This is a genomic window from Methylomonas sp. LWB (assembly GCF_001856095.1).
Taxonomy (GTDB): domain Bacteria; phylum Pseudomonadota; class Gammaproteobacteria; order Methylococcales; family Methylomonadaceae; genus Methylomonas; species Methylomonas koyamae_A.
Genome location: NZ_MKMC01000078.1, coordinates 166367 through 178635, shown reverse-complemented (window position 1 = coordinate 178635; position 12269 = coordinate 166367). Strand labels below are relative to the sequence as shown.

10 protein-coding genes are annotated in these 12269 nt (G+C 58.5%); 4 read left to right on the top strand and 6 right to left on the bottom strand.

Features of this window, described 5'->3' with window-relative positions:
- Nucleotides 1-75: 75 nt before the first annotated feature.
- The gene (locus BJL95_RS21570; RefSeq protein WP_071160685.1) at nt 76-2277 is read right to left on the bottom strand and encodes a TonB-dependent siderophore receptor; all 2202 of its coding nucleotides are present in this window, start codon (nt 2275-2277) and stop codon (nt 76-78) included.
- 576 nt (nt 2278-2853) lie between these two features.
- Between BJL95_RS21570 and BJL95_RS21565 the strand changes: the two genes are divergently transcribed.
- The 3 genes from BJL95_RS21565 to BJL95_RS21555 are packed head-to-tail and all read left to right on the top strand — an operon-like array spanning nt 2854 to nt 3638.
- Nucleotides 2854-3060, top strand: a complete 207-nt coding sequence (locus BJL95_RS21565; protein WP_064025604.1) for a hypothetical protein — start codon at nt 2854-2856, stop codon at nt 3058-3060.
- Between the two features lie 26 nt (nt 3061-3086).
- On the top strand, nt 3087-3335 hold the full coding sequence (locus BJL95_RS21560; RefSeq protein WP_071160684.1) for a hypothetical protein: 249 nt from the start codon (nt 3087-3089) through the stop codon (nt 3333-3335).
- A gap of 9 nt (nt 3336-3344) precedes the next feature.
- A complete protein-coding gene (locus BJL95_RS21555; RefSeq protein ID WP_071160683.1) occupies nt 3345-3638 on the top strand; it encodes a hypothetical protein in 294 nt (97 codons plus the stop codon).
- A gap of 36 nt (nt 3639-3674) precedes the next feature.
- Here the strand turns inward: BJL95_RS21555 and BJL95_RS21550 are convergent, their stop codons facing one another.
- The 4 genes from BJL95_RS21550 to BJL95_RS21535 all read right to left on the bottom strand — a co-directional run bounded on the left by BJL95_RS21550 (nt 3675) and on the right by BJL95_RS21535 (nt 10019).
- On the bottom strand, nt 3675-5885 hold the full coding sequence (locus BJL95_RS21550) for a TonB-dependent siderophore receptor (protein WP_083386202.1): 2211 nt from the start codon (nt 5883-5885) through the stop codon (nt 3675-3677).
- A gap of 634 nt (nt 5886-6519) precedes the next feature.
- Nucleotides 6520-7779, bottom strand: a complete 1260-nt coding sequence (gene glyA, locus BJL95_RS21545; RefSeq protein ID WP_071160682.1) for a serine hydroxymethyltransferase — start codon at nt 7777-7779, stop codon at nt 6520-6522.
- A 24-nt stretch (nt 7780-7803) separates the two neighbouring features.
- Nucleotides 7804-9144, bottom strand: a complete 1341-nt coding sequence (locus tag BJL95_RS21540) for a glycerate kinase (RefSeq protein ID WP_071160681.1) — start codon at nt 9142-9144, stop codon at nt 7804-7806.
- 17 nt (nt 9145-9161) lie between these two features.
- Nucleotides 9162-10019, bottom strand: a complete 858-nt coding sequence (locus BJL95_RS21535; RefSeq protein ID WP_064025617.1) for an NADP-dependent methylenetetrahydromethanopterin/methylenetetrahydrofolate dehydrogenase — start codon at nt 10017-10019, stop codon at nt 9162-9164.
- Nucleotides 10020-10231: 212 nt separating this feature from the next.
- Here BJL95_RS21535 and BJL95_RS21530 point away from each other — a divergent pair, with 212 nt between their 5' ends.
- Nucleotides 10232-11209 (top strand): malate dehydrogenase, encoded by a 978-nt coding sequence (locus BJL95_RS21530; RefSeq protein WP_071160680.1) that lies wholly within the window; start codon nt 10232-10234, stop codon nt 11207-11209.
- A gap of 144 nt (nt 11210-11353) precedes the next feature.
- Here the strand turns inward: BJL95_RS21530 and BJL95_RS25340 are convergent, their stop codons facing one another.
- On the bottom strand, nt 11354-12268 hold the full coding sequence (locus BJL95_RS25340) for a hypothetical protein (protein WP_064025621.1): 915 nt from the start codon (nt 12266-12268) through the stop codon (nt 11354-11356).
- Nucleotide 12269 lies beyond the last annotated feature (1 nt).

The following is a 12269-nucleotide window of genomic DNA, read 5'->3' as shown; positions in this document are numbered from 1 at the left end:
GATGCCGCCGCCGAACTCGGGTTGTCGAGCATTCGGCGGCGGCAAACAGGCGTATCTTGCGCCGGTCGGGCTGAATTAATACTTAAAACCGACCGTCAATTGTCCGGACACCGGCGTGCCGGGCAAGGCCGAGTTGGTTTGGCCGGATTCGTAATAGACGGTGTCGGTCAGATTGAATACGTTGAGCTGCACGTCGTAATGCTTTTGGTGGTAGGCCACCACCGCATCCAGGCGGGCGTAACCCGGCAATACCGCTTCGTTGACGCTGTCGGCATACCGATGGCTCGCGTAATACACTCCGCCACCGATTTCCCAGTTGTCGGTCAAGTGGTAGGTGGTCCAGGCCACCCCGCTGTGTTCCGGGACGTTCGTCGCGGTCATGCCTTCATAGGACTTCACCTGGCCGCTCACCGAGCCGGTGGCGGTGGTGTTGGATTTGATAATTTTCGCATCCAAATAGGCGTAGGTCAGCGACACATCCCATTTCGGTAGGATTTCGCCGGCCAGACCGGCTTCGAAGCCGTCGGTACGCTGTTCTCCGGCCAGCACTTGCAAGGCGGAGTCGAGCGGCGACGTGGTGCGGGCATTGGTCTTTTCCAAGCGGAATAACGCGGCGGTGGCCGAGAGCTTACCGTCGAACAAGTCGAATTTGGCGCCGATCTCGTAGTTGTTGTTTTGTTCGGGCGGCAGGTTGGCATTGTTCGCCGTTAGACTAAGGCTTTCGGCCGATGGGTTGAAGGATTTGCCGTAACTGAAATAGTAGGATTGCCAATTGGCCGGTTGCCAGACGATGCCGCCGCGCGGACTGAATTGGCTGTCGCTGCGCGAAAAGTTCAATACGCCGAGCCTGTCGTCTTGCTGGGCATCGAACACGTCGTAGCGAGTGCCGCCGAGCAATTTGATTTGCGGGGTGATGTCGAACTGATCCAGCACGTAGCCGGCATAGGTTTGGGTATGCGTCAAGCGGTTGGTCGCCAGGGTTCCGCTGAAATCGACCGCCGTCAGCGGCGTACTGGCCGTCAATATTGGGTCGAAAATCGAGACTGGAAACGTGGTTGTGGTGCCGTTGGCGCGCGTCGAGTTTTTCGACTTGAAATCGTATTCCTCCCAGCCGAATTCGCTGCCGAACATCAGAATATTGTTATGCCCGAACAGCGGTTTTTTATAGACGAAGTCGGTCTGGTTGTAAACGTTCTCCTGCGTGTTGAGGCGCAAGGCTTGAGTGCGGTTTATCGTCGGCGCTGCGCCGGCCGAGGCATTGCCGTTATATAGGTGCGTCAGATAGTTGCGCTCGTAATCGCCGTAGCGGACGGTGTTTTTGACCGAAAAATCGCTGGAAAAACGATGAGTCAGCGCCACGGTGGCCACATTGACATCGGTGTCCAACATCCGATTGTTGACGAAGCCATAATAAGTGTTGATTGGTACGCCTGCCGGCCGTCCTTTGTACATCGGCACGCCGTAGTCGAATACGCCGTCTTCCTGTTGATGGAGCAAATTCAAGGTCAGGTCGGTATCGGCGCTGATGTCCCATTTGAACGACGGCGCGATGCCCCAGCGGTTGCTGTAGTTGTAGTCGCGGTAGGAATCGGCGTCCTGATACATCACGTTCAAGCGCGCGGCCAGGTCTTGATACTTGGTTTCGGCGTCGATCGCGGTCCGCTTGAAGTCGTACAAACCATAGGTGAAGCTGCCGCTGACGCCGGTCTTGCCTGTCGGTTTCTTGAAGACCTGATTGATCACGCCGCCGGTGGCGCCCCGGCCGAACAAGATCGACGAAGCGCCTTTCAGCACTTCGGCGCGCTCGATGAAAAAAGTATCGCGGTTGTATTGGCCGTTGTCTTTCACGCCGTCCAAATATTGGTCGGAATTGGCGGCGAAGCCGCGCAGCGTGATCGAGTCGCCGGTGCGGCCGCCTTCGCCGGCGGCGATCGTCAAACCGCTGACGTTGCGCAACGCATCGCGCAAGTTAAAGGCGTTCTGCGATTCGATCAATTCTTTCTTGACGACGCTGATCGATTGCGGAATGTCGCGGATCGCCATTTCGGTTTTGCTGCCGGTGGTCGAGGTATCGGCCTTGAAGCGGCTCGTCGGTTTGTCGCGTCCGGCTTTGACCTTGACGTCGTCGAGGACGATTTCCTGCTCGCTATCGGCGGTCTGGCCGGCCGGCGGTTCGGCTAACGCCATGCCGCTCAAGGCGGCGCCAAGCGGCAACAAGGCGCCCAGTCGCCATTTGGCGGCACTGGGCTGGTTTCGGTTTGGATGGGTATCGGGCATAAGTTCCTCTGCAATTGGCATCAATGTGGTTGGCTGCCTGGCGAGGAACGCTGGGTGGCTAGAGTATTCGCGGCCCGAATCGGCCTATCGTCTCAAGGTCGGTCCGGGCAAAATTTTCATCACAATTACACCCGGTGAAATAGGGAATCAATTGCTTTCAAATAATAACGATTCTCATTTTATGGGGTTTTCCCGGCTTGTCAACCGACTTAGGCAGGTGCCTTCCGGGCTAATATGACGGCTGGAATACGGCGAATGAGCTTGGCGGGGGAGGTCAAAGCGTCCTTGACCGGATCCCTGTCAACTGTATTGGGGGTCGTGTTTGGGTTGACCAAAACCGTAACATTCCGAGTGTTTTTCCCTATTCCCAAGGGATTTTTCCACATCGAACGTCGAATATCGCCAACCTGAGTAATGGCTATTCTTTCAGCGGACTGGCTTCGCACTTTGCGAGCCGCAACGGCATTGCTTATTGAACGCGAATAGACCGTTTCATTAGAGGAGGCAAAAAAATGTCTTTACGTCTTAAATGAGAATAATTATCATCTAGTCAACTTCTCAAATTGCCCTGTCACCGTGAAAAGATTTTTCTCATTTTTCAGCAAGACGGAAAGCGTCAAGCTCGCGATAGCGCCAGATGTGTTGGCGGTATTGGTGGAGAAGGGCGAATTGCACGCTACCGATTTCCGCTGTCTGGATTTGGGCTCGAAACAAATCGTCTGGAAGATGTTTTTATCGCTGGCGGTCGCCAAACTTTGCGACCGGCAAACCCGCCACACCTGATTTTTATCAAACCCGAGGAACGACCGATGAGCAAGAAACCCTGTAATCACGAATACCTGGCCGCCACCGAATTCGGCAAGGCGCAAATTTGCCGGGAATGCGGCGTCGTACACTTGCACGTGCAGAATTTGACAATGCGCTTCGAAGTCGCCGATTTTCTTGGATTGGCCGATACGCTGGCCGATGCAGCAATCCAGGCTAGAACCGGCGGAGACAAGGATAAGGCCAAGCTCTCGGCATTTACCGTCATCAAATCAAGCCAGCGCTTGAATTAGGCCTGGCTGATGCGCTACCACCCGCAAGCGTTGATCGTCGCGGCCTTGTCCGCGGCAATCGGCTCCAGCTTCGTCGTTAACATTCTGTTCCGGGAAACCCGCGCGAAGATCCTTGCCGCATTGGCTAGCGATGCCGCGCCCATTGTCTGGCTGGCCTTGCTGTCCGCGCTGATTGCATTGGTGTTTTTCGTGAAAGCCAACAAATCCATCATAGACAAGGTCTTGAGCGGCCGGGCGACGCCAGCCGAAGTCTGGCGTTCGTTCGTCAAGCCCGGCGCCACCCAATTCCGCAAGCGCGATTAGATTATCCCGGCGGACCTCGCCCGCCGGAATTGCTGCCTACCAGTTATAACGCAAACCCGCTAACACGTTGCGGCGGTCGCCGTAGTAGCATGAGCCTTCGCCGCAAGTCGCGACGTACTCGCGGTCGAACAAATTGCTGATATTCACGCCCAGCCGGGCGCCGCGCAGGCGGCGGTCCAGTTTGCCCAATTCGTAATGCACAGAAGCGTCGATCAGCGTGTATGACGGCGCTTTTTGGCTGTTGCTCAAATCACCGTAATTGCTGCCGGTATAGCGCACGCCGCCGCCCAGGCCCAATCCTGCCAGCGCACCGCTCGGCTGGGTGTAATCCAGCCACAGCGAGCCTTGCGTTTCCGGCGTGTAGCTAAGTTTCTTGCCGAGTTGGTTGGCCTCGTTGGTTTTGGTGACTTGGCTTTCGATCAGCGCCAAGGCCGCCGTAACGTCCAGGCCCATCTCCAAGCGGGCCTTGCCTTCCAGTTCGATGCCGCGCGAACGCGCCGCGCCGGTCTGGATGCTGAAGCCGACGTGCGCCGGGTCTGGGTCCGGCGTCACTACGTTTTGCTGGGTCAACTCGAATGCGGCCAGCGTAATCAAGGCGTTGACACCGGGCGGTTGGTATTTGACGCCGATTTCGAATTGCTGACCGGTGGTGGGTTTGAACGGCGTGCCGGTGAAGGTGCTGCCGGCGGTGGGCTCGAAAGACTCGGAATAATTGAAGTAGGGTGCGACGCCGCTATCGAACAAATAGCTTAAACCGGTGCGGTAGGTAAACGCGGCGTCGTCCTGGCTGCTGCCGGAGTAGCGGGGCTTGGCGTAATCGACGCTGTCGGTATCCGCATCGTAATAGTCGGTGCGCAAACTGGTGTTGCTGGCCCAGTCGTAGCGTACCCCTATCGTCGCGATCCATTGCTTCCATTGGATTTGGTCCTGGCCGTACAAGCCGATCTGGTCCTGCTGCTGGTTGACCAAAGTCTCGATTTGCGGCGCGGCAAACGGCTGGCCGTACACCGGGCTGTACATATCCAGGTCGCTGGGGGAACCGAAACCGCGTTGGCGGTCGCCGTTGATTTGGCGAAAATCCAAACCCAACAACGCCGTATGCCGCACATCGCCGATGGCGAAATCGGCTTGCGCGTGGTTGTCCAGGGTGAAAGTCCCCGCTTGATCGCGGTACAGCCCGGCCAGCCGGCTGACCGTGCGGTAATCGACCGGCACGCCGTCGTTGTCGGTGACAAAACCCAGCGCAAACGTCACCGGATAGTCGCTTTTGACGTCGGCGTAGCGTAGATTTTGCCGCACGGTCCAGTGTCGATCGAAGCGATGTTCGAAGGCGTAACCGACCGCGAATTGCTCGCGCCGGTAGTGGTCGAAACCGGGTTCGCCGAGGAAGGTGCCGGTCGGCAGTCGGCCGTTGGGATTGCCGGCTACGCTGCCTTGGTAAGGCAGAAACTGCATGGTGTTGCCGGCGTCGTCTTTTTGATAATGGCTCAGAAAAGTCAACGAGGTGTTGGCGTCTGGCTGCCAAGTAAAACTGGGCGCGACGAAATAGCGGTCGTCCTTGCTGAAATCGACCTGGCTGTCGCTGCCGCGGCCCAGCGCAGTCAAGCGGTATAAAAATTGGCCTTGATCGTCGAGCGGACCGCTGAAATCCAATGCTCCCTGCACCCGGCCGAAGCTGCCGCCCAACATTTGCAGTTCGTGAAACGGCTGCGCGGTCGGCCGTTTGCTGACCATATTGATCAAACCGCCCGGCGGATTTTGGCCGTACAACACCGATGCCGGCCCGCGCAGCACTTCGATGCGTTCCAGGCTGTAGGGGTCTATGCGCAGATTGGCGTAGTTGGCTCCGGCCAGCCGGGTACCGTCCAAATATTGCGGGGCGTCGAAGCCGCGCAGATTGAAATAATCGTCGCGGGTGCTGGGCCCGAACATGCCGGTCAACAAGCCCGGCGTATACGCTACCGCTTGGGTGATGTTCTGCGCGGCGCGGGCCGTGAATTCGGCATTGTCGATCACGCTGATCGCCTGCGGCGTTTCGATCAGCGGCGTATCGGTTTTCGAACCGGCCGTGCTGCGCTTGGCGACGTAACCGTTATCCGCCTCGGTTTCCGCTTGCGCTTTAACTTCAATGGCCGGCAGGGTCGTGTCGCTATCGGTTTCGGCGGCGTATGCGCCGGGTTGACTGTGTAAAAAAAGGAGCGTCGCGGCAACTGCCGGCGCGGCACCGTGTGCTTTGGTCAATGACATGGCTTGCTTCACCTTTGGTCGATTTAATAGGTTAGGCTGCCTGGCACGCGGCTGGGTGGCGGTGGCTTGTTGTTACATCGTTTTATTTTCTGTCATTTAGGGCTGGATGCTAAACCGCGCCGGGTTTTCTGCTTCCCGGTCGTGGTGTGCGGTTAGGGAAGCGAACCGCACGGAATAATGTATGCCGTTTCCCGAGCGGTGTGGTTCGCAAGCTTACCGTCGGCGCATGTTATCACCAGAGGCAGGGTGGTCAAAATTGTTCACCATTTAAATCCAGTGGGCTCAAAAATCGTGTCCCTCCAGACTTTCCGTCGAAGGTATTCGCTTAGCCATATTCAAACAATGTCGATTTTAGTTTCACCGGCTTTTGATGACATGCGTCGTCGGATCGGAAGGGAAGAACCGTAGCGCGGTATTATTGTTGGAACCCGGCTGCTTGGAAATCGATGCCCAGTTCCGGCTTGCCGGGCCGATGGTCGGGAAGCCGGGCGGGGTTGGTGCAATGGCGCTGAATCTTGCTTTGTAAGCGATTGGAAAATCCAAGGCTGCCCGTGTGGGAACGGCTTCCGTCGCGGCGAAAGCCCCTCCTACGTCGGTATTGTTCTGCGTCGGGGCGAATTCCGGTTGGTGGTCGCTAAGACGCGGAATACACCGGAAACCGCTTGCACAAAGCCGAGACTTTTTCCCGCACCGAGGCAATCACGCTGTCGTCTTCCAGGTTGTCCATCACGTCGCACATCCATTGGGCGATTTCGCGGACTTCGGCTTCCTTGAAGCCGCGCGTGGTTGGGGCCGGGGTGCCGACGCGGATGCCGCTGGTGACGAACGGCGATTGCGGGTCGTTGGGTACCGCGTTTTTGTTGACGGTAATGTGGGCGCGGCCCAGCGCGGCGTCGGCGGCTTTGCCGGTAATGCCCTTGGGGATCAGCGACACCAGCATCAAATGGTTGTCGGTGCCCCCGGATACCACGTCGTAGCCGCGTTCGATAAACACCGCAGCCATGGCGCGGGCGTTTTTGACCACTTGTTCCTGATAGGCTTTGAATTCCGGCGTCAAGGCTTCCTTGAAGGCCACGGCTTTGGCGGCGATGACGTGCATCAGCGGGCCGCCCTGAATCCCGGGGAAAATGTTGGAGTTGAGTTTTTTCTCCAGTTCCGGATTGGATTTGCACAAAATCAAACCGCCGCGCGGGCCGCGCAACGATTTATGGGTGGTGCTGGTGACCACGTCGGCGATCGGTACCGGATTGGGATACAGGCCGGCGGCGACCAGGCCGGCGACATGAGCCATGTCCACCACCAAGTACGCACCAACCTTGTCGGCGATGTCGCGGAAACGCTGCCAGTCCCAGATACGGGAATACGCCGAGAAGCCTGCGATGATCATTTTCGGTTTGTGCTCCAGCGCCAAGCGTTCGACTTGCTCATAGTCGATTTCGCCGGTGGCTGGGTTTAGGCCGTATTGAATCGCGTTGTAGATCTTGCCGGAAAAATTGGGTTTGGCGCCGTGGGTCAAATGGCCGCCGTCGGCCAGACTCAAGCCCAGGATGGTGTCGCCGGGTTGCACCAAGGACATGAAGACCGCCATATTGGCTTGCGAACCGGAGTGCGGCTGGACGTTGGCGTAATCGGCGCCGAACAAGGCCTTGGCGCGGTCTATGGCCAGTCGCTCGACGACGTCGACATATTCGCAGCCGCCGTAATAGCGTTTTTCCGGATAACCTTCGGCGTACTTGTTGGTCAGCAAGGTGCCTTGAGCCTCCAGCACCCGCGGGCTAGCGTAGTTTTCGGAGGCAATCAATTCGATGTGATCTTCCTGGCGGCGGCGTTCGTTTGCGATTGCCTGGTTCAGCTCGTCGTCAAAGCCGGCAATGGTCATCGATGCGTTAAACATGGTTTTCTCCTAATCAGGTTCGAGTTATTCGTTGGGATGCAGCAGCAGGATTTGCAGGTCCGCCACATTGGTGCCGGTGGCACCGGTAATCAGCAAATCGTCGGCCGCTTGCAGCGCGGGGTATGAGTCATTATCGGCTAGCCGTGCCGCCGGGTCGAGACCCGCCGCGCGAATTCTGGTCAAGGTGCCGCCGTCGACGATGGCGCCTGCGGCATCGGTCGGGCCGTCGCGGCCGTCGCTGCCGCCGCTCAACAGCGTCCAGCCGGCTGCCAGACCGATACGCTCGGCGCTAATCGCGAACGCCAGCGCCAGTTCCTGGTTGCGGCCGCCCTTGCCGCTGCCTTGCAAGGTGACCGTGGTTTCGCCGCCGGCGATCAGCGCGGTCGGTTGGCGGATTTGCGTCATCATGGCTTTAGCTTTCAATGCCCATTGCTCGGCGACGGCGCCGGCTTCGCCGCACAATTGCGTGCTGTAAAGCTGGGTTTGATAGCCCTGTTCAGCGGCTCGCCGTAGTGCCGCGTCGACGCTAATCGTGTTGCCGCCGATCAAGGCGTGGCTGGTGCGAATAAACAGTGGGTCGCCGCTTTTCGGGGTTTCCGGGTGCAAGCCTTGCGCGCCTTGTTGTAAATGGCTTTGGACAGCGAGCGGTATTTGCCGGCCGATGCCGAACGAGTCCAGGATTGCAATCGCATCGGCATAGGTGCTGTCGTCGGGGACGGTCGGGCCGCTGGCGATCGCGCTCAAATCGTCGCCCAGCACATCGGAGAGTATCAAGGTATGCAAATCGGCCGGCGCGGCGAGCTTGGCCAGACCGCCGCCCTTAAGTCGGGAAAGGTGTTTGCGCACGCAATTGATTTGGCGGATGTCGGCGCCGCAGGCCAATAGCGCTTGAGTGGTGGTGATTTTGTCGGCCAGCGTGAGCGATTCGGCCGGATAGGGCAGTAAGGCCGAGCCGCCGCCGGACACCATGACCAGCACCAGTTCGCCGGCCTGGGCTTGGGCCAGTCGTCCGGCGACGGTTTTGGCCGCATGCAGGCCCGACGCGTCCGGTAATGGATGGCCGGCACCGAACACCTGGCAGTTTTTCACCAGATCGACGTTATCGTAGTTGGTGACAACGATGCCTTTCTCGGCCAGCCAGGCGTGGGGGATGATTTCCTGGGCGGCATCGGTCATCGCGCAGGCGGCTTTACCGAAGCCGATCAAATGAATGTGCCGCCAGTTGCCGCTACGCAGACCTAAGAATAAGCGCTCGCCGTCGGTTTGCAGATGGCGCTGAACCGCTAGCCGGGGATCGGCGGCGATCACGCCGGCCCGAAAGATTTCGGAGGCTTGCGCGCGAAAGCGGTTGGCAAGAGCCGGCATGGGCTGGCGGCGCCTGCTTACGCCATCGCTTTGGCGAGGTCGAAAATAATTTCGGCGTCGAAGACCTGTTTGTTGCTTTCGAATAGTTTGGCGATGCAAGCGCGGTGCAACGCCAGTTTCAAGGTGCCGAAGCCGATGGCGCCCCAGATGATCTTGCCGTGGCGCAATTCGCCTCGGTCCATGACTTCGGTGCCGCCGATACCGACCGGCGGGGTGGCGTTGGCGTCGGCGAGGATTTCCAGGTGCGGATTGTCTTGCCAATGCTCGGGCTTGAGCAGTTCGACGCCGGCCGCGCCGGTGGCCAGCACGATATTCGCATCCTTGACCGCCTCGGCGCGGGCGTCCAGGTCGGCAGCCTCGACCGGCGTCAGGTCAACGTCGAAACGCTCCTTCATCGCGAAGCAGGCTTTTTCGGCGTTGAAAATATGCCGGGAGGTAATCGATACTTGCGCGCCTTCCAGAGCCATCATCGCCGCCGCACGTTGGCCGACCGGGCCGGTGCCGGCCAGAACGACCGCTTTCTTGCCTTTCAGGCTGCCGCTACTGGCGATTTTGGCCACCGCCGCCGCCGCCGTGGTGTTGCTGCCGTTGCTGTCCAGCATCACCGATACCTGAAAGCCGGGGAAAAAGTGCTGTTGCACGGCCGCCAACAAGTTCTGTCCCGCTTCCATATTGCTGCCGCCAATGAAAATCGCGGTGTATTTTTTGTCTTTAGGGGCGCGGGTAAAAATGCAGCCGTCCACCAAGGCCCCGACGTTTTCCGGGGTGAGGCCGCCGTGGCCGATGACATGATCGGCGCCGCCGTCGTATGCGACAACGGTATCGAAAACGGAGGGATGGGTATCGGTATCGAATTGAAATAACAACTTTTTCATTAACCTGCCTGTGTATCGGGAAAGAGAGACGCGGCGCGGCGCGGAATCCGGCGGGCCATTATACAGAAAGTTGGCGGTGCCGCTCGAAAACGGCGACGGCGGCTAGGGGCGGGGAATTGCAGTTGTTTGCCCAAATACTTTATGTCATATTGAAAAGTCGAAAGTCGCCCTTCGGCGCGTGGATGACAGTCTAATAATAACGAGGACCGCGGATGAAAACCCCCATCGATATTGCCGTAACCGGGGCGGCAGGCCAAATCAGTTACTCTCTGTTGTTTCGGTTGGCGTCCGGCGAATTGCTGGGGCCGGAGCAACCCATCGTGTTGCGCTTGCTGGAAGTGCCTCAGGCCATGCAAACCTTGCAAGGTGTAGTCATGGAGCTGAACGACTGCGCCTATCCCTTGCTGCAAAAAATCGTCATGACCGACGATCCGAAGGTCGCGTTCGATAATATCGATTATGCGTTTCTGGTGGGCGCCAAACCGCGCGGCCCAGGCATGTTGCGCGCCGATCTGTTGAAAGACAATGCCGAGATTTTCCGGGTGCAGGGCCGGGCGCTGAACGAATACGCCAGTCGCCGCGTGAAAGTGTTGGTGACCGGCAATCCGGCCAATACCAACGCGCTGATCGCGATCAGCAATGCGCCGGACTTGGGGCCGGATTGCTTTACCGCGATGGCGATGCTGGATCACAAGCGAGCGATAGGGCAATTAGCCGAAAAGTGCGGTGTGATCAGCCGCGACATCAAAAACGTCATGGTCTGGGGCAATCATTCCTGCACTCAGTATCCGGATTTGCATCACGCCAAGGTCAAGGGGCTGGATGCGTTGTCGCTGGTGGAACGCGATTGGTTTGTTAACGAGTTCATTCCGACCGTGCAACATCGCGGCACGGAAGTGATAAAAGTACGAGGTCAGTCCAGCGCGGCTTCCGCTGCACATGCGGCGATCGAACACATGCGGATTTGGGCGCACGGCACCGAGATTGACGACTGGGTCAGCATGGCGGTGGCCTCCGACGGCAGTTACGGTATCGAGGAAGGCTTGGTGTATTCGTTTCCGGTGACCGTCGCGGACGGCCGGATTAGCATCGTCAAGGCTCTTGATCTCAACGAATTTAGTTTGGAGCGCTTGCGCTTGAACGAAGCGGAGCTAAAAGAGGAGAGACAGGCTGTCAAACACTTGCTGTAAATTTGGAGTCGGCCGGGGCCGGCTTCCGATCCGGCCGGGCGGCCGCCCGCTGAAGGTGCCGCCATCCGTGGCGGCTTTTGTTAACGCGGTGTTCGGGTGGCGCGACCCTAGGCGCTACCGTTAACTGCAACGCCTATAGAGAACTCAAGCGGCCGACAGGCGACGGCGGTTGACGCCGATCATGCCGGCGATCGCGCTGCCGAACAGCCAGACGGCGCCGGGGACTGGTACCGGTGATGTCGCAAGATCCAATTTGTAGCCCGCGACACCGCTATTCCAGCGGTCGAAACCCACGCCGCCCAGATACAGCGAGTAGACTTTGCCGGCTTCGGCGATAAAGGTGTAGCCGATGGTATCGGTGACGTTGTCGCTATGACCGATATTGGTCAGGCCGGTGGTGCCGAACGGATTTTCGGCGGTAAAGGGTTTTGCCGGAGTGCAACCTGGGCAGTTCCAGGAGCCGTGGTGGCTGTAGTTACCGGTATTGGTATCCATGCCTTCGAACACGGTGACGCCGAAGCGGCTGAACAAACTATTGGTCGTGGACAAGTTGATCGTAACTTTTTGGGTAACGTCGGAGCTGATCAGGCCGATGTCGGTTTGATGTCTCCAACCGGTTGGGCCATTGACAGTGGCTTGGCCTTGCGCATTCAAGCCGTTGTCGTTCCAGGCACCGCCGCCGGTGTCGATTTCAGCTTGCGTGAAGCCGGTAACGGTACCCGCGTACTTGGCGGAATCGGCGGCGGAAATCACCGCGCTGTCGCCTGCTCCGCTCAATTGCACGGCCCAGTTCAAGTGAGAGGAGCCGCTGTAACTATACGGCAGCGCATTGCCGGTGGTGCCTACCCAGGGTACCAATGTACCTTTGTTGCCTTGGCTTTCCGGACCGGTCGCCACGCTGTCAACGTCGGCGCCGTCGAACGTGCGAGTCCAGCCATCGGTCGCGGAAGTATCGGTGGTGGTAAAGGTGTTGTACATCGTTGTGGACGCGGCTGCCGAGCCGCTCAGAGCAGTGCCGGCGATGACCAATCCAATGGCTTTGGCTAATACGGATTTCATA